This is a genomic window from Candidatus Woesearchaeota archaeon (assembly GCA_030651135.1).
GTDB lineage: Archaea > Nanobdellota > Nanobdellia > Woesearchaeales > JACPBO01 > JACPBO01.
The window spans coordinates 167922-191487 of record JAUSCS010000006.1; the positions used below are offsets into that span (position 1 = coordinate 167922).

27 protein-coding genes and 1 rRNA gene are annotated in these 23566 nt (G+C 36.5%); 19 read left to right on the top strand and 9 right to left on the bottom strand.

Annotated features, from left to right (window positions below; all coding sequences use genetic code 11):
* The first annotated feature begins 20 nt into the window (after positions 1-20).
* The 4 genes from Q7J54_01130 to Q7J54_01145 all read left to right on the top strand — a co-directional run bounded on the left by Q7J54_01130 (position 21) and on the right by Q7J54_01145 (position 3113).
* Positions 21-1901: a beta-propeller domain-containing protein gene (locus Q7J54_01130; GenBank protein ID MDO8740157.1), complete on the top strand. Its 1881-nt coding sequence runs from the start codon at positions 21-23 to the stop codon at positions 1899-1901.
* A gap of 90 nt (positions 1902-1991) precedes the next feature.
* The gene (locus tag Q7J54_01135; protein ID MDO8740158.1) at positions 1992-2258 is read left to right on the top strand and encodes a hypothetical protein; all 267 of its coding nucleotides are present in this window, start codon (positions 1992-1994) and stop codon (positions 2256-2258) included.
* Positions 2259-2627: a hypothetical protein gene (locus Q7J54_01140; protein ID MDO8740159.1), complete on the top strand. Its 369-nt coding sequence runs from the start codon at positions 2259-2261 to the stop codon at positions 2625-2627. It begins immediately after the preceding gene.
* Positions 2628-2642: 15 nt separating this feature from the next.
* Positions 2643-3113, top strand: a complete 471-nt coding sequence (locus Q7J54_01145) for an AAA family ATPase (protein MDO8740160.1) — start codon at positions 2643-2645, stop codon at positions 3111-3113.
* Between the two features lie 4 nt (positions 3114-3117).
* Here the strand turns inward: Q7J54_01145 and Q7J54_01150 are convergent, their stop codons facing one another.
* Positions 3118-4074, bottom strand: coding sequence for a hypothetical protein (locus tag Q7J54_01150; GenBank protein ID MDO8740161.1), 957 nt, complete (start codon positions 4072-4074; stop codon positions 3118-3120).
* A gap of 69 nt (positions 4075-4143) precedes the next feature.
* Positions 4144-5064, bottom strand: coding sequence for an S-layer protein (locus tag Q7J54_01155; protein MDO8740162.1), 921 nt, complete (start codon positions 5062-5064; stop codon positions 4144-4146).
* A 93-nt stretch (positions 5065-5157) separates the two neighbouring features.
* Here Q7J54_01155 and Q7J54_01160 point away from each other — a divergent pair, with 93 nt between their 5' ends.
* On the top strand, positions 5158-6339 hold the full coding sequence (locus tag Q7J54_01160; protein MDO8740163.1) for a sugar phosphate nucleotidyltransferase: 1182 nt from the start codon (positions 5158-5160) through the stop codon (positions 6337-6339).
* The gene (locus Q7J54_01165) at positions 6336-7346 is read left to right on the top strand and encodes a YvcK family protein (GenBank protein MDO8740164.1); all 1011 of its coding nucleotides are present in this window, start codon (positions 6336-6338) and stop codon (positions 7344-7346) included. The genes Q7J54_01160 and Q7J54_01165 overlap by 4 nt, the downstream gene beginning before the upstream one ends.
* Before the next feature lie 28 nt (positions 7347-7374).
* Here Q7J54_01165 and Q7J54_01170 read toward each other — a convergent pair whose 3' ends face one another.
* The gene (locus Q7J54_01170; GenBank protein ID MDO8740165.1) at positions 7375-7881 is read right to left on the bottom strand and encodes a hypothetical protein; all 507 of its coding nucleotides are present in this window, start codon (positions 7879-7881) and stop codon (positions 7375-7377) included.
* 276 nt (positions 7882-8157) lie between these two features.
* Here Q7J54_01170 and Q7J54_01175 point away from each other — a divergent pair, with 276 nt between their 5' ends.
* Positions 8158-9270 (top strand): NFACT family protein, encoded by a 1113-nt coding sequence (locus tag Q7J54_01175; GenBank protein MDO8740166.1) that lies wholly within the window; start codon positions 8158-8160, stop codon positions 9268-9270.
* A 32-nt stretch (positions 9271-9302) separates the two neighbouring features.
* On the opposite strand, the gene Q7J54_01180 is transcribed toward Q7J54_01175, so the two are convergent.
* On the bottom strand, positions 9303-10283 hold the full coding sequence (locus Q7J54_01180) for a winged helix-turn-helix transcriptional regulator (protein MDO8740167.1): 981 nt from the start codon (positions 10281-10283) through the stop codon (positions 9303-9305).
* 162 nt (positions 10284-10445) lie between these two features.
* Here Q7J54_01180 and Q7J54_01185 point away from each other — a divergent pair, with 162 nt between their 5' ends.
* Together Q7J54_01185 and Q7J54_01190 are read left to right on the top strand one after the other, a co-directional pair.
* A complete protein-coding gene (locus Q7J54_01185; protein MDO8740168.1) occupies positions 10446-11162 on the top strand; it encodes a hypothetical protein in 717 nt (238 codons plus the stop codon).
* Positions 11163-11255: 93 nt separating this feature from the next.
* Positions 11256-12116, top strand: a complete 861-nt coding sequence (locus Q7J54_01190; protein MDO8740169.1) for a Fic family protein — start codon at positions 11256-11258, stop codon at positions 12114-12116.
* A 6-nt stretch (positions 12117-12122) separates the two neighbouring features.
* Here Q7J54_01190 and rrf read toward each other — a convergent pair.
* From rrf to Q7J54_01210, 4 genes are all read right to left on the bottom strand, one after another.
* A 5S ribosomal RNA gene (gene rrf, locus Q7J54_01195) occupies positions 12123-12238 on the bottom strand.
* Positions 12239-12294: 56 nt separating this feature from the next.
* The gene (locus Q7J54_01200) at positions 12295-12642 is read right to left on the bottom strand and encodes a hypothetical protein (protein MDO8740170.1); all 348 of its coding nucleotides are present in this window, start codon (positions 12640-12642) and stop codon (positions 12295-12297) included.
* 1 nt (position 12643) lies between these two features.
* Positions 12644-12949, bottom strand: coding sequence for a hypothetical protein (locus Q7J54_01205; protein MDO8740171.1), 306 nt, complete (start codon positions 12947-12949; stop codon positions 12644-12646).
* Positions 12950-13018: 69 nt separating this feature from the next.
* Positions 13019-13819, bottom strand: a complete 801-nt coding sequence (locus tag Q7J54_01210; protein MDO8740172.1) for a sugar phosphate nucleotidyltransferase — start codon at positions 13817-13819, stop codon at positions 13019-13021.
* 91 nt (positions 13820-13910) lie between these two features.
* Here Q7J54_01210 and Q7J54_01215 point away from each other — a divergent pair, with 91 nt between their 5' ends.
* Positions 13911-15176, top strand: coding sequence for a UDP-glucose/GDP-mannose dehydrogenase family protein (locus Q7J54_01215; GenBank protein ID MDO8740173.1), 1266 nt, complete (start codon positions 13911-13913; stop codon positions 15174-15176).
* 2 nt (positions 15177-15178) lie between these two features.
* On the top strand, positions 15179-15910 hold the full coding sequence (locus tag Q7J54_01220; protein MDO8740174.1) for a nucleotidyltransferase family protein: 732 nt from the start codon (positions 15179-15181) through the stop codon (positions 15908-15910).
* Here the strand turns inward: Q7J54_01220 and Q7J54_01225 are convergent.
* Entirely contained in the window at positions 15907-16857 is a 951-nt protein-coding gene (locus Q7J54_01225; protein ID MDO8740175.1) for a GDP-mannose 4,6-dehydratase, read from the bottom strand. The genes Q7J54_01220 and Q7J54_01225 overlap by 4 nt on opposite strands.
* A 103-nt stretch (positions 16858-16960) precedes the next feature.
* Here Q7J54_01225 and Q7J54_01230 point away from each other — a divergent pair, with 103 nt between their 5' ends.
* Genes Q7J54_01230 through Q7J54_01265 form a run of 8 tightly spaced genes read left to right on the top strand, consistent with a single transcriptional unit; the run spans position 16961 to position 23560 of the window.
* Positions 16961-17461, top strand: a complete 501-nt coding sequence (locus tag Q7J54_01230; GenBank protein ID MDO8740176.1) for a dTDP-4-dehydrorhamnose 3,5-epimerase family protein — start codon at positions 16961-16963, stop codon at positions 17459-17461.
* Between the two features lies 1 nt (position 17462).
* Positions 17463-18473, top strand: coding sequence for a dTDP-glucose 4,6-dehydratase (rfbB, locus tag Q7J54_01235; protein MDO8740177.1), 1011 nt, complete (start codon positions 17463-17465; stop codon positions 18471-18473).
* A gap of 1 nt (position 18474) precedes the next feature.
* A complete protein-coding gene (rfbD, locus tag Q7J54_01240; protein ID MDO8740178.1) occupies positions 18475-19317 on the top strand; it encodes a dTDP-4-dehydrorhamnose reductase in 843 nt (280 codons plus the stop codon).
* Positions 19310-20047: a sugar phosphate nucleotidyltransferase gene (locus Q7J54_01245; protein MDO8740179.1), complete on the top strand. Its 738-nt coding sequence runs from the start codon at positions 19310-19312 to the stop codon at positions 20045-20047. Before rfbD ends, Q7J54_01245 begins: the two co-directional genes overlap by 8 nt.
* A gap of 35 nt (positions 20048-20082) precedes the next feature.
* Positions 20083-20772 (top strand): glycosyltransferase, encoded by a 690-nt coding sequence (locus Q7J54_01250; GenBank protein MDO8740180.1) that lies wholly within the window; start codon positions 20083-20085, stop codon positions 20770-20772.
* Positions 20769-22130: a radical SAM protein gene (locus Q7J54_01255; GenBank protein ID MDO8740181.1), complete on the top strand. Its 1362-nt coding sequence runs from the start codon at positions 20769-20771 to the stop codon at positions 22128-22130. Before Q7J54_01250 ends, Q7J54_01255 begins: the two co-directional genes overlap by 4 nt.
* Positions 22131-22136: 6 nt before the next feature.
* Positions 22137-22772, top strand: a complete 636-nt coding sequence (locus Q7J54_01260; GenBank protein MDO8740182.1) for a class I SAM-dependent methyltransferase — start codon at positions 22137-22139, stop codon at positions 22770-22772.
* Positions 22769-23560 (top strand): polysaccharide deacetylase family protein, encoded by a 792-nt coding sequence (locus tag Q7J54_01265; GenBank protein ID MDO8740183.1) that lies wholly within the window; start codon positions 22769-22771, stop codon positions 23558-23560. The genes Q7J54_01260 and Q7J54_01265 overlap by 4 nt, the downstream gene beginning before the upstream one ends.
* The last annotated feature ends 6 nt before the right edge of the window (positions 23561-23566 follow it).

Consider the following 23566-nt stretch of genomic DNA (forward strand, 5'->3'; position numbering starts at 1 on the left):
AAGACGAATAGGAGGTAAAAATGAAAGGAATAAAAATAATGTTTGCTTTATTGATTATGGTGCTGATGGGAGTTATTATCTTTTACCCTGAAGCCAAGGTTTCAAGTGTTGATCTGAAGAAGTTCTCTTCGTATGAAGAAATGAAGGATTTCATAAAGACAAACACGCAGCGCAGTGATTTTGGTTTGTTTGAACAAAAAGTAATGATGACTGGTGTGGTCTCGCAATTTGCGGAATCTGCTGGCGCAAGCGATTATTCAACAACAAACATACAGGTTGAGGGAGTTGATGAAGCAGATATTGTAAAGAATGACGGCAAATACATTTATGTTGTTTCCGGAAACAAGGTCTTTATTGTTGATGCATATCCTGCTGAAAATGCAAAAATATTATCTGAGATGGCAATGAGGGGAACTCCTCAGGAAATATTCATAAATAAAAACAAGCTTATTATTTTCGGCCAGGAATATGATAATTACATTCTGGAAAGCGAAGCAGCCACATCAAGCGCAAAGATGAGCGCAGAATTTATTCCAAGGCGATATTCGTCAAATACATTTATAGAAGTTTATGACATTTCTGATAGGGAAGCTCCTGTTCTGAAGAGAAACATAAGCTTGGAGGGCAATTATTTCAATTCAAGGATGATCGGAGACTATGTTTATGCCATAATAAACCAGCCTGCCTATTATACAGACGACAGAATTCCATTGCCCATGATAACTGAAGGAAGCAAGACAAGGCAGATACAGCCTGAAGAGATTTATTACTTCGATATTCCTGATTATTCCTATAACTTTGCGAATATTGTTTCGATAAATACTCAGGACGATGATGAAAAAACAGGAGATGAAGTATTTTTGATGGGATCAGCTCAGAACATGTATGTTTCATTGAACAACATCTACATAACATATGCCAAAGGAGGCTATTATCCAATCAGAATACTGGCAAATATAATGCCCGAAGATTCTGGAACTGAGAAAACAGTAATTCACAAGATATCCGTAAAAGATGGGATAATAAAATACAAAGCTCAGGGAGAAGTTCCAGGCCATATCCTGAACCAGTTTTCAATGGATGAATACAATGATTATTTCAGGATTGCCACAACTGTCGGCCGTGTTTCAAGGTCTGCAGAAGCAAGTTCTGAAAACAATGTGTATGTGCTGGATGAGGATTTGGAAATAGTTGGAAGCTTAGAAGACTTAGCTCCTGGCGAGCAGATTTACTCTGCAAGGTTCATGGGAGAGAGGGCATATCTTGTGACATTCAAAAAAATAGATCCGTTGTTTGTCATAGACCTTAAAGACCCGAAAAATCCTTCTGTGTTGGGAAAATTAAAGATTCCAGGATATTCAGATTACCTGCACCCTTATGATGAGGATCATATAATTGGAATCGGCAAGGAAGCAGCTGAAGCAGAAGAAGGAAACTTTGCATGGTATCAGGGAGTTAAGATGGCAATCTTTGACGTAAGCGATGTTGAGAATCCCAAGGAACTGCACAAGGTTGTTATTGGAGACAGAGGAACTGATTCTCCTGTGCTATATGATCATAAGGCCTTTTTGTTTGACAAAAAGAAAAACCTTCTCGTTATACCAATAACATTGGCTGAGATAAAAGGAGAGAAAACAAGAGACAATCAATATGGCGAGTTTACATTCCAGGGAGCTTATGTGTATGATATATCGCTGGAAAAAGGATTTGATCTTAAAGGAAGGGTAACGCACTATGAAGATGATGATGCATTTATGAAGAGCGGCTATTATTTTAGGGGAGATCGCTCAATCCAGAGAAGCCTTTACATCGGAGATGTGCTTTATACTCTTTCAAGCGCAATGCTTCAGATGAATGATCTAAGTGACCTGGAAAGATTGAATGCAATAGATTTTAATTGATTATGAGCCGCGTTATGTTGAAAAAAACCGAAAGGTTTAAATGTAGTATATACTTATACCATGATATAAAGTTATAGTATGGTAATCAAGATGCAGCAAATATTGCATTATCCTAGATTGGATACAATTTTGAAAATTGAAAGAGTGCTTAAATTTGCAAAAGAACCCCTTTCAAAGAATGAAATAGATAGAAGGCTAGAGGCGCAGATCATGAGGCCTACGTTAAACCTTATCTTGGAGTATTTGGAACAGAGTGGAAAAATAGCAATACTTGAAAAAGGGGTTATTTGGATTTATTCTCAGGATGCTAGCAAAAAGCTAAAAGCCAAACTTCAGAAAGCCGTAACTGTGATGTAAATGAACAAAGAAACAGTTGTTCAATTTGATGCAGATGCGTATAAGGAGTATACTGAACTGCAGGAAGCTGTAGCTCAAGGCAAACATTCTTGTTCAAATCCAACTTATGAGCAGCTATTATCTTCTATAAATAATGCAATCAAAAATATCAAAGCAAATTCATTCTGCGGGGATTTGATACCTAGAAAATACATCAGTAAAGGTACTGTCAATAGATATGGCACTGATAAAATATTCAGAATCGAACTCGTAGGATATTGGAGATTGCTATATACCGTCATAGGTGATGAAACCAAGATCATCGCATTCATTTTGGAATATATGAACCATGAGAGATATAATAAAATATTTGGATATAAAAAAATATAAAATGTTAAAAACCTTATGAAAGTCATAATAGTTACAGGAACACCTGGAACCGGGAAGACAACGCTTGCTAAAAAACTGTCTAAAAGATCAGGCTATAATTACATTGATGTAAGCAAAATAATAAAAGGCAACAAGCTGGAAGAAGGCTATGATAAAAAAAGAAAATGCAGGATTGTTGATATTAAAAAATTAAACATGGTTTTAATTAGATTAATACAAAACTCTAAAAAACCCCCGATCATAGACTCTCATCTTTCACACTATCTGCCTAAGAAATATGTTGATCTCTGCATTATCACAAAATGCGATCTTAAAACATTGGAAAAAAGGCTGAAAAAGAAAGGCTACAGCAAGGATAAAATAAGGGAAAACCTTGACTGTGAGATATTTGATGTTTGCTATAATGAAGCAAAAGAGAGGGGGCATAAGGTTATGATTGCAGATGAAAAAATAAGTTTTGAAAACATAATTAAAGAAATTATTTAGGGCCTTATTTTCCTGTTGCAGCTAAATACGCGTTTGTAAGCGTACATACAGGAAGATCAATCGGAGCTTTTTTTGCCAAATGATCCCTTAATGAAATAATTTTACAGCTATCTCTGGCATCAATTGCCTTCATTGCATCATAAATCTCTGTTATAAGTGGTTTTGGAACACTATAACCGGAATTCTGTAGTTCATTGTATAATGTTCTCATTTCATTTTCTCTTTTCACAGTTTCTTGTTCATGTAGAATAGAGTCTACTGCATCATGCCCATAACTAAATGAGCGGGATTCCTTAGGTAAATTTTTTATTCTGATGTTGTCCATAAATTTGCCAATCTTTCCACCCATGCCTATTAGACCTAAAGAACCAAGAGAAAACAATATTCCTGCCATAGACCAAAGCAGTATAGGCAATGTGTTTGGGTTTTCATTGGCTAATTTAGTAAGCTTAGAAATCATTGATGTGTACTCAAATCTTCCTGATGAATTTCCATAACCCGCTACTGCTCCATCAATAAGAATGCCGCTGCCTGCAATAAGCCCTGCTAATAAACCATTTGATATGCACCAGTCTTCTCCATTCTTTTCATCTAATCCTCTTGGCGGCCATGAAAACAATCTTTGCTCTAAAACCTTTTTAGAAAGTTCAATTGCAGTGCTATCAACAATTCCTCTTGACTCGTCTGATGCGATATCATCCAAATTTCCAAGGAAAATTGTTTGAGGTTTTCCTTTTTTATTAAAGTACACAGCACAGAAGCCGTCCAATGCGCTTTGATTTTCATTACCCAGAAAAAAGGGTATTACAAATTTTTCTCTTTCATGGATTTCCCACTGCCCTTTTCTAGTATCAAGTTTTCTTAAAGGAAGAGTATATAAGGTGGGAATAGAATCTAATCTATATACAGAATATGGTTTTCTCACCAACTCTACAATATTATTATTGCTTGCCAAGTTCATACCTATATTTTAAATAAATTTTACATATTTAAACATTTATATTATGTATTAGTTAGTTCATATGTTATATCACTCTAACACATCCACTTCATCCACAATCCCGTCAGAATCCAGATCAATCCCTTCTACAACCTTTGCGTTGATCTCTTTATTGAACTTGTTGCCTTCGCATATCTCCTTGAAGTGCTTTATAAAAGCAAGCATTACTGCCTTTGTTCCCATGTACCTTTTTCCCGCCACCAATAAAATGCTTTTTTTATTGTTAAAGGGATTCTTGATCTTTTCAATGATTCCTGTTTCATCTGAATGATAGCTTTTGCCTGAAATCGAGGAAACAATGCACCAGTTATTGTTTTTGTCAAACTTTATTGGCAGCTTTTCATTCAGCTGGCCGGTTATGGTATTGACCACAGGCCCGCCTATAATGATTAGGTTTTTTTGCAGGTCTTCTGCCCTTGCTTCAGTATCAAGCTTCACATTAAGCTCTGGCAGATAGTTAAGAAACGAGCCGAGAAACAATGCCAGATCAATGCCGTAATAGCCGTCTCTTGACCTTGCTTTTTCAGGGCCGTGCGGATCAGGAGAGCCAACAATAATAACAGCGTTCAGCTGCCCTTCCTCAATAAAAGGCTCTAAAAACTCAGTTGGCTGCTTTTCAAAAGCAATTTTCTGCGTTGTCTGGAATTCCCTGAGCTTAATGACAAAAGCAGGCTCTGTAATGCTGTAAACATTCGCAGCTGCTCCCTGTATTGTCTCTGTCCTTGAAACTTCAATGATCCTTGCCTTTTCCAGCTTCCTGACATGATAATACACTTTCTGCTCATTGACCTTTAATTTTTTGGCTATTTCCATTGCATAAGACGGCTTTTTGGCTATTTCAAGCGCTATTTTCTGTGCTAATTGCGAGCTTAATGACTTTATCTGGCTGAAGCTAAGCTCCCTTGCAGGCAATGACGACATTTCTCCTTTTGCTTTTTCAACAACAAACATATTGACCACTAAAAATTATTTTGTAATACTATTATGAATATTTTAGTAATGCTTATATATAAGCTTTTTGTTTGCCTTTCTCTTCAGGTTAAAATGCAGGCAATAATACTCGCAGCAGGAAACTCAACAAGAACATTACCTTTAACAGTTACAAGGCCGAAAAGCCTGCTCAAAATAGCAAATAAGAGTATTCTAGCCCATAATCTGGAGCAGTTAGAAGATCTGGTAGATGAAGTTATCCTGGTTGTCGGATTCAAGGCAGAAATGATAAAGGCTACATTCGGCAATAAGTACAAGCAAATAACAATAAAATATGTTGAGCAGAAAGAGCAGCTTGGAACAGGCCATGCATTATTGCAGGCAGAAGAATATGCAAAAGAAAGGTTCATTGTTCTTGGAGGAGATGATCTGTTTTTCAGGGAAGATTTATTGAAACTGAAAAACGAAAAATATGTGTTATTAGCGCAGGAAGTTGAAAAGCCTGAGAATTTCGGGATAGTGGAAGAAGAAAAGGGTTATTTAAAAAAGATTGTTGAAAAATCATCCAAGCCAATTTCTAATCTTGCCAATATCGGATGCTATTTGCTTGATAGGAATATTTTTTCTTTAATAAAACAAGTCAAAAAATCAGAAAGAAATGAATATGAGCTTACTGATGCAATCAATGAACTGGCAAAAAAAGAAAAGCTCAAAGTCATAAGATCACAATACTGGATCCCAATAGGCTATCCATGGGATTTATTAAATGCAAATCAGATTTTATTATCAAAAATAAAAAGCTCTGAAATTAAAGGCAATATTGAAGAAGGTGTTACAATAAGAGGAGAAATTATTGTCGGAAAAGGAACCATTATCAAAGGCGGCAGCTACATAGAAGGCCCAGTTATTATAGGTGAAAGCTGCATTATTGGGCCAAATGCATATATCAGGCCAGATACAGCAATAGGAAATAACTGCAAAATAAGAGGTGAGCTTTTTGACACAATTGTAATGGATAACTCGGTCGCAAAGCACAATTGCTATCTGGGGCACTCAGTAATTGGCGAAGATGTAAATATCAGCGCAGGGACAATAACATCGGATTACAGGCACGACGGAAAATCAAATATAACTATTGTAAAAGGCAAAAAGGTGGATTCTGGCAGGATAAAACTTGGCGCGTTTATTGGCGACCATGTAAGAACCGGGATAAACACATCAGTCTATCCTGGCAGGAAGATCTGGCCCAATAAAACAACATTGCCAGGAGAAATTGTAAAAGAGGATGTTAAATGAAAAAAACAAAAATAGTTGCAATAGGCGGCGGAACTGGGCTGCCAATGGTATTGGAAGGGTTAAAAAATTATGATTGTGAACTGACAGCAATTGTGACTGTAACAGATTCAGGCAGGAGCTCAGGAGCTTTAAGGAAAGATTACAATGTGCTGCCTCCCGGTGATATAAGAAACTGCCTGATTGCATTGTCAGAGTCAGAGAAATTGCTGCAGGATCTGTTTCAGTACCGTTTTGAGAATGGATGCTTGGAAGGCCACAGCTTTGGAAACTTGTTTATAGCTGCATTGAGCAAATTAACCGGCAGCTTTGAAGAGGCAATAAAAGAAGCAAGCAAAATATTAAAAATAAAGGGAAAGGTGCTGCCATCAACTCTCGAGGATGTTCATATCTGTGCTGAGCTGGAAGATGGAAGTGTTTTGGAGCAGGAAGATAACATAACAAGAAGATCGCAAAAGACAAATAATGATCCGAAAATAAAAAGGGTTTTTTTAAAGCCTGACAGAATAAATGCAAATCCTGAAGCTGTAAAGGCTATTGAAGAGGCAGATGTGATTGTTATAGGGCCAGGAAGCGTTTATGTGAGCATTGCTACAAATCTTCTGATAGAGGGAATAAGAGAGGCGATTAAAATTTCAAAAGCCAAAAAAATATACATCTGCAACATAATGACCCAGCCATTCCAGTCTGATGATTTCAAGGCATCTGATCACATAAAAACCATTATAAATTATATTGGCAATGGTGTTTTGAATTATGCTATATTAAATAATGGTGTTCCTTCTAAAGAGCTTCTTGATCTGTATGCCAAAGAGCATGCTTTCATGGTTGAGAATGACCTTGATGAAATCAAAAAATTAAAAGTAATGCCTGTTCTTGCAAACCTGATCGAGAAAACAGATGAAAAAAGAATACTTTGGGAGAAAAGGGATCTGCTGAGGCATGACAGCGAAAAGCTGGCAAAGATAATAATGGAATTGAGCCAAATACCTTATGAAAACAAGAAATAAATGTCCATTAAGTTAGAATCCGAAAGATTTATTGCGGAAAATCAGTCCAACCAACCAAATCTCCATTTGGCAATTTATCCTTATCGCTAATGACGTGTCTTGCATTTCTCATTCTATACACAGAAATATCATGTTTACTTGTTCTTACTCTAAAAGAAAATTCTTGTTCATCAATAAAATCGCCCAATTCTCTTGATTCTCGCAATCGGTTTTCGCTTTCCGGGATTAATGCAAATTTTTCAATTTGTCCACAAAAATCATTAATAATTTTTGAAATTGGAATTTGTTGTTTAATACCATATTTTCCAACAGGTTGGATTGTAAAAGGTTGACCAATGCTTAATCCTCTACCTGCATTTGATGGGCTTCCATAAGTTTGTACTACGCCAATATAAAACCAATCATCTCCAATCATCATAACATTTTCATCAATTGCCTTACCAGTTTCAACTTGCACTTGAGCGGCAATGGTCCTAATAACTGTTCTCACATATCTATCATGCTCTAGAGTTGCGAAATGTGGTTGGTTTTGCATTTGTAATTGAGAATAAATGGGCATTTATAAATCTTTCTATTGTTTACCACTTACAAAAGATAACATCTAGGATTTAAGCCGTATAAGTTTAAAATTTTTTACTCTAGATACTCATCAATTTTGATAATTTGCTCTGGTCGATTTTAGAACAAACCGAAAGAGATTTATATACTTTCGATAGTATATGGTTATCATAAATGATAACTACGGTGATTTGAAAGTGAGAAAAATAGAACTAATAAAAGAGCTTAAGCGCATACAGGTGTATAAAAAACCATGAAAACAGAATTATCTGCTTTGGAGCTGCATTATCTGGTTGAAGAGTTCGATGTTTTGGTAAATGGCAGAATAGACCAGATCTACCATCCTGACGGCAATGAAGTCATATTGCAGTTCCATGTTCCTTCGCTTGGAAGGAAGATATTAAGGATTTTGCTGCCGCGTTTCATTTATCTGACTGATGAGAAAAAAGAAAACCCTGAGAAGATAAGCGGATTCTGCCAGTTCTTAAGAAAAAGGCTTGAAAACGCCAAGTTAAAGATGATAAAACAGAAGAATTCCGAAAGAATCCTGGAGTTTTTGTTTGAAGCGAAAGAAGGAAAAATAATACTGATTGTTGAATTGTTCAGCAAAGGCAACATAATAATCTGCGATGAAAATTACAATATTCTCTCTGTTCTTGAAAACCGGGAGTTTAAAGACAGGATTTTAAAGCACGGTGTGAAATACGAATTTCCAAAGAATATAAAGGATTTTTTTGATTTGAGCTTTGAAAGCTTTAAGGAGATTGTCAAAAAATCAGAGAAAGATATTGTTAAAACGCTTGCAGCAGATGTTGGCTTGGGCGGCTTGTTTTCTGAGGAGATCCTTTTATTGTCAGACATTGATAAAAACAAGAAAGAACTGGATGAAAATGAGCTGAAAGCGCTGTTTTCAAATTTTAAGAAGCTATTTTCCAGAAAATCAGAGCCAAGAATAATCTATAAAGATAATATGCCTGTTGACATTGTTCCTTTTGATCTTGAAAAATACAGGGATTTTGAGCAGAAGCCAGTTAAAGCCTTTAATGAGGCGATTGACTCTGTCATAACTAAAGGCCTTATTATAGACTCCATAAAGCCTTCAAAGAAAGACAAGGATATGGAAAAGCTCAATACACTTTTACAGAAGCAGGAAGCGCAGATCAAAGAAATGGAGAAAGAGGCTGAGGAGAACCAGAAAAAGGGCGAGTTCATTTATGAGAATTATCAAAAGGTAAAGGAGATCCTTGAAGCAATGATCAAGGCAAGGGAAAAGTATTCCTGGAAAGAGATCATGGAAAAGGCCAAAGGGAACAAGATCATAAAAGAGATCAATGAAGCAAAAGGAGAGGTTGTGGTGGAGATTTGAGTGGTTTATTGAATCTTATTCGAGGTGGGGCGTTACTCAATTTTTAGCATTTCTTTATAAGCAGGCATCCATGTTTCATAGATCATGATTAAATGTTCGTGATTTTTTATAACGTGAGGAAATCTTTTTCTCAAGTCATTGATTATTTTATTAAAATGCTGGTAACTTTCAACTGCAAACTCAAATTCAACTTCCCATGGTGCCAAACTTCTAATATAATATAAAGAATTTGGATTGGTTCTCATCCATTCAAATAGTGATCTTTCATCTTTTTCTGATAAAGTTCTGAAATAAATAATTGCTTTGAAAAATTCCAAACCTAGTTTGTTAAAGTCTACAGCTATTCTGTAATTAAGAATTATTCCTTTTTCTTCTAATTTTTTAATTCTTCCTCTTACAATCTCTATAGTGGAATTGATTTTTCTTGCCAATTCTGCAATAGGAATTCTCGCATCGTTTGCTAAGATGTTGAGGATTTTATAATTTAATTCATCAATCTCATTTTCTACAACATTCCCGCCAAATACAACATATTGTCCATTTTTATCATCAGTGAAAAATCTTTTATTGTATTGTGTAGTATCAACCATAATTCCGAGTATTTTATTCACAATTAAATGTTCCCATTTCGATAATAGAAAGTTAATTTTTCCATAATACTCGGTTATGCTTTTGGATAATATGGCGAACACACAATCAAAAGCACCATCTGAAATTCCCATCCAATAAATGTCTTTATTATGCTTCAATTCCTCAAAGAATCTTTCTCTTTCTTCAGGGATATTTTCTAATTTAAGATATACTTTAAACATATAATAACCCAATTTATTAGGGTTAATTGATGTAATAAATTTTTCAATAATACCTTTATTTTGGAGCTGTTGAATCCTATATTTTACGGCTTCTCTTGACTTATTTACTTTTTTTGCCAAGATCGAATTAGCAACCCTGCAGTTTTTATCTAATTCCGAGAGTATCTTGCGGTCAGTTAAGTCCAGTTTAATTTTATTCATTATTATTACCATAATCTGTTATTATATATAAATTTTTCTATAAATCGGTCAAAATATCAAAGAAAGTTTAATATATATGTCGGTGTATACTAATAAGTAACAACAAATAAGTTGTGATTGACAAAATGGTCGCATCGGACCTTAAACGAGGAGGTAAACAAAATGTCAGGATGTGGAGGAAAACCATTAGTATTTGATGAAATCGGAGAAAAGCGTTTTGATGGCTTTTTAGGCAATTTGTATACTGATACTGCCAGAGCAAGGGCTATCAGATTGCTTTATGAGTATCTCTGGAAAGATTCTAAATTACCGGATAAATACAAAAAGTTTGTAAATGAAATTGACGGTCTTGGATGGAACGCCGAGCGGCACCGAGAGTATGGAATAAACTGCACTGAAGAAGAGAAGGAGGATGCTAGAAGTAGATTTGAGGAGGTATGTAAAAGGGGATTAATAAAAAGCGCTCAAAGTTATTTTACAGATCAGTTAAATAATGCCTATATAAGAAGAACCAATAAGAATATCGGGTTACTGGCAGCCGAGGCAATATTGGATGGCAAAACTGACCTTGGAATTGCTGCATTCATTTATATTGGAAATATTAACCTGGAGTATCTAGGACATGACGTCCCGCCTGATTTTTTTAAAGCCGCCATGGTTGCCCAGAAATCTGGTAAAAGCGACCTCGCTGTGAAGATTATTAAAGGGTTATTGGTCCATTACGAAGAGGCTGCGTATGATTTCAAGGCCATAGCATGGAAGGGTGGAGAAGTTCTGGAAAACGCTAAATCCATACTGGAAAAAGATAATTTTCAAAAAGCAGGATTTAAAAATAAATTGATAAGATATAAGTCCCTTGATTCAATTTTGTATGGATAAGAAATAAAAAGAGATATTATAACCTTAAAAACATACCATTACAAATCACTCAAAAAGCAAAAATTTAAATAGTTTGTAATGGTAATGATCCGTATGAGAGTGTTAAAACGGAGAGCTGGCAAAAAAGAATACTATTATCTGCAGCATTCCTTCAGGATAAAAGGCAGGGTGGTGACAAAAGAAAAATATCTCGGCAAGGGCATACCTGAAAACATAGAAGAGCTAAAGAGGGTTTTTCTTGAGGAGTGCTATGAGAGCGGCCTGTTCGGGCTTTTTGAAAAAATAAAAAAGGGGTTTCAGAAAGAATGGCGAAGATACCCTGAGTCGATAAAAGAGAAAGTAGAGGAGCAGATTGCGATAGCTTTCACATACAACACAAATGCCATTGAAGGCTCAACAATAACGCTTGAGGAAACAAGCGAATTGGTAGAGCATAAGATAGCCCCGAATAAGCCGATGAGGGAGGTAAAAGAAACTGAATCGCATGTAAAGCTTTTTTTGGGCATACTTAAAAAAAGAGAAAATTTTTCCATTCGGCTTATTTTGAAATGGCACAAAGAGCTATTTCAAGGCACAAAACAGGACATCGCCGGAAGATTTCGCGATTATCTTGTCAGGGTGGCTGCCTACCTTGCTCCAGACTGGCAGGATGTAAGGCATTTAATGGGGGATTTTGTTAAATTCTATAATAGAAACGAAGGAATGAATGCAGTTGAGCTGGCAGCAAGAATGCACTATAAGTTTGAGAAAATACACCCATTCGGAGATGGGAACGGAAGGATTGGCAGGCTTATAATGAACTATATTTTATGGCATAACGGCTGCCCTATGCTCATAATTGAGTATAAAAAGAGAAGATCTTACTATAAGGCATTGCAAAAAGGCGAAGATGGCTTTTTCAATTATTTTGCAAGGAGATATTTGAAAGTGCACAGCAAATACTTGAAAGAATAAAAAAAGTTTGGACAGCTTTCCTGGTTTCCCATGTATGAGCACAGTACACCCAGAAACGGTGGCTTGCTTAACGGTGAAGTTCGAGATGAGTTTCAGTGATCCAAGCCCCTATGACCGTCCAATATGGAGAAATACCCGTTTATTTATAAGTTTTTCTCTTGTGTTCTTCAAAATCACCCTAACGATCCTTATACCCAAACAGCTTATTGTACTGCTTATGATCAACTATATTTAAAACAAAAAGAAAGATCTCGACAGTGTTCCCTTCGATAGTATACAGCATTCTCCAATAATTTGACAGCTCAACCCGGTACAAGTTCTGGATTCCCATTCTTTTAAGCTCTTCAGGTATTAATTCTTTGTTTATGGGATCGCCATATTGCGGATTGTCTTTAAGAATATTCTTGACCCTTTCAAAAGAATTCAAAATAGACAGCGCTTCTTTATCAGTTCTTTTCTTTAATGCAAGATAGGCTTCTTTTCCCTGCCATTTCAATAATATCCTGACCTCTTTTCCTGCAAACAATTTATACCTCTAATGATCCTTCCATCATGCTTCTCAGATGCTCTGGCTTAGAATAAATCCACTGAACTCCTCTGGGCCCATAAATTATTTTTCCGCTTCTCCAAAGGTATTCGAGTATCAACTTCAAAGTTTGATGCATAACCTGCCTGGGAAGCATCTTTCGCAGTTCAGAAATCTGCAAAGGCGCATCTCTGTGTTTTTCAAGAAAATCTTCTACCATCAACACAGTATTCAAATTAGGATATCTTAATATTTTGCTGTCTTTCTTTTCGATTAGCTCATCTTTAGTAAGTTTTAATGTTTGCATTTTTATCCCTTTTTAATATCAATTGATATACATATAATATCAACCCATATATAAATCTTTCGTTTTTTATTACGATTTTAAAAAGCCAATAATATCCTTTTTCGTGTGTATGTGCGTTTCTTTCTGGCTGCTTAAATGGCCCTGCAGCAGCCCTTTCAAAGCCAAGACAGGGAAAACATCCTTTTCAAGGCTTGCTCCGCCATATTCCATGATCTCCGGCTCTGCGGCAAATATTGAGCTAAATCCGATATAAATGTCGCTCTGCCTCGGCTTCTGGACAAATTCAAGGATTTTATCGCCTTCCATCCTCACAACCCCTTTCTTTGAAGGCATTGGCGAGCTTGTCAGCATCAGCGTTGCTATGCTTCTGTGCCTTAAATGGTCATTCCACAATTCCTCAATGTTGATTTTGTCAAATATTATGTCAGAGTAAACAACAAGGAAATTATTCTTTATTTTGCCCTTCAGCAGCCTTAAGGAATCTGCAGTTCCGTTTGATTCTTTTTCCTCAACATAGCTTATTTTCATGCCGTATAAGCTTCCGTCTCCTATAAGGTCAAAAACCCTGCTCATCACATTGTGCCTTGCAATAAAAAATATTGTTTTAAAGCCATTCTCCTTTAATTTTTTAATCGCCATTTCAATAACAGCGCTGCTATTGATCTTTGCAGTCATCCTGTATTCCTTGCCGATCTTCAGATCTTCTTCGCTGCCTCCGGCAAGTATGACCGCTACTTTATTCTCCCCGAGAGAGCTGTTCACAAGAAACTCCATTGCCTGGCTCCTGTTCCTTATGTATATGTTGTCAATTATGGAATCTATCTCTCTCAATGTTTTTTCGTTTATTGTAATGCTTATTTTCTTTTTCACAAATTAAAGAAAACACACCTAATATTTAAATTTATCGCATAAAGTAGGATAATGGTAAGATATTTAAAGAAGCTCTGTTTTCAAAGCAAGCATGGACATTTCAATCATTGGAGCAGGCTATGTTGGGTTAATACAGGGAGCAGGGCTGGCTAAACTAGGCAGCAAAGTAATCCTTGTAGATGTGGATCAAAACAAAGTGGATAAAATAAACAGGAAAGATCCTCCCATATACGAAAAAGGGCTGAAAGAATTGTTGAGAGAAGTTGTCCCAAAAAGTCTGACAGCATCAACAGACCTGAAAAAAGCAATTAATAATACAAAAATAACATTCATCTGCGTCGGAACGCCTTCAAAAAAAGAAGGCAGCATTATTCTAAACCAATTAGAAACTGTTTCAATGGAAATTGGAAAAATCCTGAAAAACAAGAAAGACAAGCATCTTATTGTCATAAAAAGCACAGTTGTTCCGGAAACATGCGAAAAAACAGTCATCCCGCTTTTAGAAAAATATTCTGGAAAGAAATTCGGAAAGGATTTTGGCGTTGCAATGAACCCTGAGTTTTTGAAAGAAGGCTCTGCATTGGATGATTTCTTTGCTCCAGACAGAATTGTAATAGGCAGCGCAGACAAAAAGTCAATTAAAACATTAAAGCAGCTTTACAGGAATTTCAAATGCCCAATATTAGAAACATCATTCAGAGAAGCTGAAATGATAAAATACGCAAGCAATGCTTTTTTGGCAACAAAAATTTCCTTCATAAACGAGATAGGCAATGTCTGCAAAAAAATAGGCATAGACACGAATATTGTTGCAAAAGGGATTGGCTTTGATAAAAGAATCAATCCGTATTTCTTAAGATCGGGAATTGGGTTTGGAGGATCATGTTTTCCGAAAGATGTTGTTGCTTTGATTTACAAGGCAACAGAGCACGGCTATCATCCAAGGTTATTAAGTGCAGTATTAGACGTCAATAAAGAGCAGCCATTGAAGTTATTGGAGATAATTGAAAAGCACAATGTAAAAAACAAGAAAATCGCAATTTTAGGATTAACATTTAAAGCTGGAACTGATGACATAAGGGAAAGCCCCGCAATAAGCATAATAAAAGAGCTTTTGATTGAAGAGCCAAAGCTTTATCTTTACGATCCCATGGCCATGGAAAATGTAAGAAGAATTTTCCCGCATCTGAATTACACAAAGACAGCGCAGGAAGCGGTTGATGAAGCAGATATTGTGCTTATTTTGACAGAATGGCCTGAATTCAAAGATCTCAGCTATGGTAACAAGCCCGTGATAGACGGCAAGAATGTTTTTGATGGAAAAAAGCCAAAGAATTACGAAGGAATATGCTGGTAAAAATGAAAGCAATTATTCTTGCAGCAGGCTATGCAACAAGGCTTTATCCTTTGACATTAGACAAGCCAAAAACACTGCTTCTTATAGGAAACAGGCCAATGCTTAATTACATTATTGAAAAGATAGAGCAGATAAATGATGTTGATGTAATTTACATCATAACTAATAACAAGTTTTTTAATCAATTCGCTGAATGGTCAAAAACTTATAAATCAAAAAAGCAAATAAAAATACTGAATGACAATACAAACTCGAATGAAGACCGCTTAGGCGCAATAGGTGATGTGAATTTTTTAATAAATAGTGAAAATATAGATGACGATATTATTGTGGTAGGCAGCGATAATATGTTTGAATTCGATTTAAGAAAAATGGTTGATTTTTACAAAACAAAAAATGCGCCTGTTACAGCATTATATGATGTAAAAACAAAGGAAAGGGCAAAGCTGTACGGCGTTGTTTCAATAGACAAAAACAGCAAAATAACAAGCTTCAAGGAAAAGCCGCAGGAGCCGGAATCAACACTGATCTCAACATGCATTTATATTTATCCAAGAAGATGCCTATACAGAATAAAAGAATTTCTGGAAGAGAAAAGCCTTCCTGACAAGCCCGGATCATTAGTTGAGTGGCTCCACGCAAAAGAGAATGTTTATGGTTATTCCTTTGCAGGCGAATGGTTTGACATAGGCACATTTGAAGAGCTGGAGATGGTAAGAGAAAGGTATGCTTAAACCCTTTCTCTCCAGTAATTAAGAAGGTCTTTCAATGTCTGCTCGAATTCTATTGTCTGCTTCCACCCTGTCTGCTTTACGAACTTAGAATTATCACCAGTAAGGATTATTACATCGCTAGGCCTCATTCTTGCAGGATCCTGCTGCACCTTTATCTTTATATCTGAAAATTTCAATAAAATATCCAGCACTTCCTGTATCTTATGGCCTTTTCCAGAGCAGATGTTATAAACTTCTCCCGGAATGCCTTTTTCAACAGCAAGCAGATAGGCGTTGACCATGTCGCGAACATCTGTGAAGTCCCTTATTGCAGTCAGATTTCCTACAAAAATAACTGGCTCTTTTTTGCCTTTTTCAATTTCTACAATTTGCTTGGAAAAATTAGATGTTACAAATACCTCGCCTCTTCTCGGGCCGGTATGGTTGAAGCCGCGCGTCCTTATTATTTTCAACCCGTATGATTTAAAATACTGATAGCCAAGCATATCTTCGGCAACTTTGGAAACTCCGTAAGGGCTTAATGGCCTCAACTGGTGCGTTTCTTTTATTGGGATTTCGTCTTCCTTTACCTCGCCGTATTCTTCAGATGAACAGGCAAGCTGTATTGTCGGATTAATGTTTGCCCTCCTTACAGCTTCAAGAAGATTTATTGTGCCGATTACATTTGTTTCCATCGTATCGGCTGGAGAAACCCAGGATGCCTGCACAAATGACTGCGCAGCCAAGTGAAAAATATAATCTGGCTGCGCTTCCTTGATCACCTTATCCATGCTGTGGGAATCCCGCATATCCGCTTCAATGAGCTTTATTTTGTTTTTAATGTGATCAATGTTTTCAGTCTTGCTTCTCCATCTTGAAGTTCCGAAAACTTCATGACCTTTACTTAATAGAAGTTCAGCCAAATGGCTGCCTGCAAATCCGGTTATTCCTGTGATCAAGCATCTCATAATACCACCTAAGTTTCAGATTTATTAAGGGTATTTAAATTTAATGAATTACTCGTTATAAACCTAAAATTCACTAAATTTATAAATGGTTCTTTGCGCCGATATGAGGGGGTATAAGGTCATGATAGAAGGCGTGAAAATAAAGGAATTGAAAGTGTGGAAAGACAAGCCTGATCTAAAGCAGGACATTGAGCCAGGAATCTTCATGGAAATCCTGAGAGATGATGATAATCTAATGCCGCATTTCGGCCAAAGCAATTTTACAATAGCACACAAAGGAACAATAAAAGCATTTCATTGGCATAAGCACCAGGACGATCTGTGGTTTATTGCATCAGGGAAGGCAGCTATTGTTTTGTATGATCAAAGAGATAACTCGCCAACAAAAGGCCAAACTCAGGTAATTTATGCCGGAACAGACGACTATAAGCTTGTAAAAATCCCCGTAGGAGTTGTCCATGGCTATAAGGTGCTGTCAGATGAGCCATGCCTGCTTTTCTATCATGTTACAAAAGCATACAACAGGGAAAATCCTGATGAAGAAAGGATTGATCCGTTTGACAAGAAAATAAACTTTGACTGGGGTTCATTAAAAGAAGATTAAAATGAAACTACTTGTTACAGGCGGAGCAGGGTTTATCGGATCTAACTTTGTAAGGCATATTTTGAATAAATACGGTGATTACAAGATAATCAACCTCGATACACTTACATACGCCGGTAATTTGGATAATCTAAAAAATATTGAAAATAACCCGAACTACAAATTCGTTCAAGGAGATATCTGCGATAAAGAGCTTGTTGAAACTTTGGTTAAGAACTGCGATGCAATAATCAACTTCGCAGCAGAAACTCATGTCGACCGCTCTATTGGAGATCCTGATGCTTTTATCAAAACAGACATCTTTGGAACGCACATTTTATTGGAAGCAGCAAGAAAATTTAATATAAAAAAATTCATTCAGATCTCGACAGACGAAGTGTACGGCTCCATTGACAATGGCTCTTTCAGGGAAACAGACATTTTAAAGCCGAGCTCTCCTTATTCTGCAAGCAAGGCAGGCGCAGAGATGCTAGTTCATTCTTATTTTGTAACATTCAATCTGCCAGTCATAATCACAAGAAGCTCAAATAACTTCGGGCCTTACCAATACCCTGAAAAACTGATCCCGCTATTTGTCACAAACCTGATAGAAAACAAGAAAGTGCCTGTTTATGGCACAGGCCTCAATATAAGGGACTGGATATATGTCATCGACAATTGCGAGGCAATAGATTTTGTCCTTCATAACGGCCAGATCGGGGAAATCTACAACATTGGCGGCGGAAATGAAAAGACAAATCTCGAGATAACAAAGATGATCTTAAAGGAAGTTGGAAAAGACGAGTCTTTCATAGAATATGTCAAAGACAGGGCAGGCCATGATAAGCGATATGCTCTGGAATGCTCTAAGATTCACAAGCTCGGATGGAATCCAAGGTTCAGCTTTGAAAATGCAATGAAAGAAACAGTCAAATGGTACAAGGAAAATACAGCGTGGTGGAAGAAGATAAAATCAGGCGAATTCAGGAAATATTATGAGCAGCATTACAAGGAAAGGCATGGGATGAAATAAAATGAAAACACTTATTTTGGGTTCACGGGGAATGCTGGCATTTAAGCTAATTGATGTTTTTAAAGGCGATGATCTGATAAAATGGGATCTGCCTGAGCTGGACATAACAAAAAGAGAGGACGTCATAAAAAAGGTAGCTGATCTTAAACCGGAACTTGTCATTAATGCTGCTGCTTATACTGATGTTGATGGCTGCGAAACTAATAAAGAGCTAGCAATGAATGTCAATGGCTATGCCGTGGGTTATATTGCAGAAGCCTGCAATAAAATTAATGCTCCATTAGTCCACATAAGCACAGACTATGTTTTTGATGGAAAAAAATCAGGCGGTTATTTGGAAGAAGACAAAAAAAACCCGATCAATGTTTATGGCCAGTCAAAAGCATTGGGTGAAGATCTTTTAATGAAAAACACAAAAAAATTCTTTTTAATAAGGACAGCCTGGCTTTACGGCCCAAATGGCAAGAATTTTGTTGATACAATAGTAAGGCTTGCATCAGAAAGGCCTGAGCTGTCTGTTGTAACAGACCAGATTGGAAATCCAACTTACACTGGCGATTTGGCTGAAAAAATAAAGGAAATTGTAGAAAAAGGGATTTTTGGCATTTATCATGTAACTAACAGCGGCAGCTGCAGCTGGTTTGATTTTGCAAAAAAGATTTTGGAAATCAAAGAAATAAGAACGCCAATAGAGCCAACAACAAGCTCGGAGTTTAAAAGTACGGCAAAAAGGCCGGCATATTCGATTTTGATAAACAGGAATCTTGAAAAATATGGCATTTCAAAGATGAGGCCTTGGCAGGATGCTTTAAAATATTATCTGGAGGCTGAAAAAAATGGTTAAAGGAATTATTTTGGCTGGCGGAACAGGATCAAGGATGTATCCTTGCACTAAGGTAACTAACAAGCATTTATTGCCTGTGCATAACAAGCCAATGATCTATTATCCGCTGCAGACATTAATTAGCGCAGGAATAAAGGAAATATTAATTATTTCCGGGACAGAGCATGCCGGAGATTTCCTGAGGCTGCTCGGAAGCGGAAAAGAATTTGGAGCCAGATTAAGCTATGAAATACAGGATGAAGCAGGAGGAATAGCACAGGCATTGTCTTTGGCAGAAACTTTTGTTGATAAAGAAAAGTTTGTTGTGATACTGGGTGACAATATCTTCGAAGACAATATAAGGAAAGATGTTGAAGATTTTGCTAGCGGGTTTAATGGAGCAAAGGTATTCTTGAAAGAAGTGCCTGATCCGCAGCGCTTCGGAGTTGCTGAAATCAAGGGTGACAAGATAGTCTCAATAGAAGAAAAGCCAAAAGCTCCAAAAACAAATTACGCTGTTACAGGGCTGTACATGTATGATGCAGGGGTTTTCAATATTATAAAAAATCTTAAGCCATCGCGAAGAGGCGAACTTGAAATAACAGATGTGAACAACGAATACATAAAAAACAGCTCAATGACCTTCTCAATCTTAAAAGGCTTCTGGAGCGATGCAGGAACATTTGATTCCTTGTATAGGGCAACTACATTGCTGAGGGAGAAGGAACAAGGGGGAAAAAGCAAAACTTAGAAATGTTTTTAAAGTGCTGCTGGCTTTTACAATTCATGTCATTATCCATCATCATACCCGCGTATAACGAGGAGAAAAGAATTGAAAAAACGATAAACTCAGTATATGGCGCTTTTCGCGATGATCTTGAGCTCATTGTTGTTTCAAATGGCAGCACAGATAAAACAGTTTATGTTTTAAAGGGCTTAAAAAGAAAATATAAAAGTCTGAAAATCCTTGTTTTTAAAAAAAAGCTGGGCAAAGGCGGCGCAATAATAGAGGGCCTTAAGATTGCCAAAAAAGACATCATGGGATTTTTGGATGCGGATGATGCCTTTGATCTGAAAGAAATAAAAAAGGCGATGGCATATTTTAAAGGTTATGACTGCATAATTGCTTCAAAATGGAAGGGCCAATCATTTTTTAATGTTGACGAGCCGTTTTTAAGAAAGCTCTTCAGCAGGGGATGGAATCTGCTTGTAAGATTGCTGCTTGGGCTTGATTTTTATGATACGCAGGCAGGAGCTAAATTTTTAAAAAAGAGAGCTTATGAAAAAATAAGCAAGAAGGGGTTCATCACAAAAGGATTTGAATTCGATGTTGAATTGTTATATCGATTAAAACAAAATAACTTCAAAGTAAAAGAAATATTCATCCCAAGCAGATTTATTGCAGGCAGCAGGTTCAGCCTCAAATACATGCCCCCTATGTTTAAAAACCTCATAAAAATAGCGCAGTCAAGATGAAAGTAGCATTAATAAATCCATATGTCGGATCAGCCACGCATGGCAGGAAAGAAGGAGAGCAGCTTATTTATAACTACAGAAGGCCTCCGCTAGAGCTTTCTTATATAGCGAATCTTCTGCAGAAAAAGGGCGTTAATGTAAAAATTATTGACGGAAACATTGAAGAACTACCGCCAAAAAATGCAGCTTTAAGAGCCAAAGACAGCGATATAATATTTGTTGCAACAGCGCCTTATGACAAATGGCAGTGCCCTGTTCTTCATTTTGATCATGTGATGCCATACTTAAAGGCATTAAGAGAAATTAACTCGCAATCAAAGATCTACCTTTTTGGCCCGCATGTGAGCATTGACCCGGAATATTTTCTGAATTCAGGTTATGTTGATGCTTTAATAGTTGGCGAGCCTGAAATGAAGGCTGTTGATCTCTGCTTCAAAAGAAAAGAGGATGTTCCATCTGTAATGTGGAAACATAATGGCAAATACATAAAATCAAAGAAAAAAGATGAATATGCGGATATAGACAAACTTTTCCCGGCATTTGAGCAGCTTCCGATGAAGAAGTATGAGTATCAATTCTTGGGAAAGCCAACAGCTGTTCTTGAAACATCAAGGGGCTGTCCTTACCAATGCACTTTCTGCTTCAAGGACATGGTTTCAAGCAATTACAGAATGAAGAGCATAAGCCATGTAATTTCTGAGTTAAATTACACTGTGAATAAATTCAAGGTGAGAAATATATTTTTTCATGATTCTGAGTTAACATTAAACAAAAAAAGAACAGACGATCTGTGCAAGGCGATAATTAAAAATAATTTAAAAATAAGATGGGCGTGCCAGACAAGAGCAGACACCATAGATCTTGAGACTTTAAAGCTGATGAAAAAATCTGGCTGCAGGCTTTTGTGCTTCGGCATAGAATCTGGCTCTGATGAAGTGCTAAAAAGGATAAGAAAGAACATCAGTGTGGAAAAAATCAGGAGGGGCATAAGTTTGTCAAACAAAGCGGGGATTGAAACAGCAGGGTTCTTCATAATAGGCCTGCCTGATGACACTGAAAAATCAATTAATGAAACTATAAATTTGGCGAAACAGCTTCCCCTTGACTATGCAACATTCCAGATTTTAACGCCATACCCGAATACAGCAATATACCGTGAATTTAAGAGCCATTTCAAGGAAAAGTTCCCTAAAAGCTTTACTTTGAATTTTACGCCTGCCGAACTGGAAGAAATAAAAAACAAGGCATTTGCTCAGTTTTATTTTAGGCCGTCTTACGTATTCAGAGTATTTTTGAAGCTCATAAAACATCCGATTTTAACATTCAAGAAATTCAAATTATTTTTAGACTATATTTAAGATAAAATGAGTAAGATGAAAAAAGTAAACCAAGAAGCAGATTATTATTACAAGGCATATTTTTCAAAGCTGGATCCTACGCATTATTTTCATAAGCCGAAAATAGACAAAATACTCTCGCTTGTTCCTGAAAAATCATCTATACTTGATGCAGGCTGCGGATCGGGTGTTTTATTATATCTGTTAAAGCAAAAAAAGAAATGCGATATATGCGGCGTAGATATAAGGGAGGAATGCATAGATTTTGCATCCAAAAAATGCAAAAGCAGGAATTTCTATAAAAAAGATTTAAGAAATTTCAATCTTAATAAAAAGTTTGATGTTGTAACTTGCTTGGATGTGATAGAGCATTTCAAGAAAAAAGAGAGATTGGCTGTGCTTGAAAACCTCAACAAACATTTAAAGAAAGGCGGGCTCCTGATTTTGGCATTTCCTTCAAAGTTTTACATAGAAGTTGTTGAAAAAGTATGGAAGATAGTCAGGAGAACATTGCATCCGAAAACAACATTTGACGATGAAGGCATTCATGATGCAGTTGATGATTTGGAAATAAAAAATTTTCTTTTCAGCAAAGGCTACAAGCTGAGGAAAGAGGGGCTTTCAAGCTTTTGTTTGATAAAATACCTGGTTTTTGCAAAATGAAAACAATACTGCTTACATTCGATGTTGAGGAATTTGACCTTCCAAAAGAATTTGGCTTGAACATATCTAAAGAAGACATGAGCAAAATACCGGCAGAAGGAGTTAAAAAAATGATTGTGCTGTTAAAAAAGCACAAAATCATGGCAACTTTCTTTGCAACGGCATATTTTGCATTAAAAAATAAAAATTTGATAAAACAGATAAAAAAAGAAGGCCACGAAATAGCGCTTCACGGTTATCTTCACGAGCATAATTATAAAAAAATGAGCGAAAAAGAGGCGCTTTATTACCTAAAAAAAGGAAAACAAGAGATTGAAAAAATAACAGGAACACGAATTCTTGGCTTCAGGGCGCCGCGAATGATGCCGCCGGCTTATTCAGTTCTCCAAGAATGCGGAATCAAATATGACAGTTCCATACACCCAACATACATCCCCGGCAGGTATAATTATTTTTTTAAAACAAGAAAGATTACAATCAAAAACAACATTGTTTCGATCCCATTGTCAACAACACCCCTGATAAGGCTGCCTTTTTCATGGCTATGGTTCAGGAATCTTGGCTTAACTTATGCAAAATTTTGTACCTTAATTTCATTCGCCGATGTTAATTTCATAAACCTCTTTTTTCATCCCTGGGATTTCATAAACCTGAAAAAATTTAAACTGCCTTTCTTGATAAAAAACAATACCGGAGATAAATGCATCAATATGCTGGAAAATTATATCTTGTGGTGCAAAAAAAGCAAATACGAATTCAAAACAATAGGAAAGTATTTAAATTTATAAAGATGG

Coding starts and splice junctions, on each gene's coding strand:
- Q7J54_01140 (MDO8740159.1), top strand. CDS start 2,259: ATGAACAAAGAAACAGTTGTTCAATTTGATGCAGATGCGTATAAGGAG.
- Q7J54_01205 (MDO8740171.1), bottom strand. CDS start 12,949: ATGCAAACATTAAAACTTACTAAAGATGAGCTAATCGAAAAGAAAGAC.
- Q7J54_01225 (MDO8740175.1), bottom strand. CDS start 16,857: ATGAGATGCTTGATCACAGGAATAACCGGATTTGCAGGCAGCCATTTG.
- Q7J54_01250 (MDO8740180.1), top strand. CDS start 20,083: ATGTCATTATCCATCATCATACCCGCGTATAACGAGGAGAAAAGAATT.
- rfbB (MDO8740177.1), top strand. CDS start 17,463: ATGAAACTACTTGTTACAGGCGGAGCAGGGTTTATCGGATCTAACTTT.
- Q7J54_01175 (MDO8740166.1), top strand. CDS start 8,158: ATGAAAACAGAATTATCTGCTTTGGAGCTGCATTATCTGGTTGAAGAG.
- Q7J54_01160 (MDO8740163.1), top strand. CDS start 5,158: ATGCAGGCAATAATACTCGCAGCAGGAAACTCAACAAGAACATTACCT.
- Q7J54_01145 (MDO8740160.1), top strand. CDS start 2,643: ATGAAAGTCATAATAGTTACAGGAACACCTGGAACCGGGAAGACAACG.
- Q7J54_01215 (MDO8740173.1), top strand. CDS start 13,911: ATGGACATTTCAATCATTGGAGCAGGCTATGTTGGGTTAATACAGGGA.
- Q7J54_01170 (MDO8740165.1), bottom strand. CDS start 7,881: ATGCAAAACCAACCACATTTCGCAACTCTAGAGCATGATAGATATGTG.
- Q7J54_01220 (MDO8740174.1), top strand. CDS start 15,179: ATGAAAGCAATTATTCTTGCAGCAGGCTATGCAACAAGGCTTTATCCT.
- Q7J54_01165 (MDO8740164.1), top strand. CDS start 6,336: ATGAAAAAAACAAAAATAGTTGCAATAGGCGGCGGAACTGGGCTGCCA.
- Q7J54_01245 (MDO8740179.1), top strand. CDS start 19,310: ATGGTTAAAGGAATTATTTTGGCTGGCGGAACAGGATCAAGGATGTAT.
- Q7J54_01265 (MDO8740183.1), top strand. CDS start 22,769: ATGAAAACAATACTGCTTACATTCGATGTTGAGGAATTTGACCTTCCA.
- Q7J54_01190 (MDO8740169.1), top strand. CDS start 11,256: ATGAGAGTGTTAAAACGGAGAGCTGGCAAAAAAGAATACTATTATCTG.
- Q7J54_01130 (MDO8740157.1), top strand. CDS start 21: ATGAAAGGAATAAAAATAATGTTTGCTTTATTGATTATGGTGCTGATG.
- Q7J54_01185 (MDO8740168.1), top strand. CDS start 10,446: ATGTCAGGATGTGGAGGAAAACCATTAGTATTTGATGAAATCGGAGAA.
- Q7J54_01180 (MDO8740167.1), bottom strand. CDS start 10,283: ATGAATAAAATTAAACTGGACTTAACTGACCGCAAGATACTCTCGGAA.
- Q7J54_01230 (MDO8740176.1), top strand. CDS start 16,961: ATGAGGGGGTATAAGGTCATGATAGAAGGCGTGAAAATAAAGGAATTG.
- Q7J54_01155 (MDO8740162.1), bottom strand. CDS start 5,064: ATGTTTGTTGTTGAAAAAGCAAAAGGAGAAATGTCGTCATTGCCTGCA.
- rfbD (MDO8740178.1), top strand. CDS start 18,475: ATGAAAACACTTATTTTGGGTTCACGGGGAATGCTGGCATTTAAGCTA.
- Q7J54_01255 (MDO8740181.1), top strand. CDS start 20,769: ATGAAAGTAGCATTAATAAATCCATATGTCGGATCAGCCACGCATGGC.
- Q7J54_01150 (MDO8740161.1), bottom strand. CDS start 4,074: ATGAACTTGGCAAGCAATAATAATATTGTAGAGTTGGTGAGAAAACCA.
- Q7J54_01260 (MDO8740182.1), top strand. CDS start 22,137: ATGAGTAAGATGAAAAAAGTAAACCAAGAAGCAGATTATTATTACAAG.
- Q7J54_01135 (MDO8740158.1), top strand. CDS start 1,992: ATGCAGCAAATATTGCATTATCCTAGATTGGATACAATTTTGAAAATT.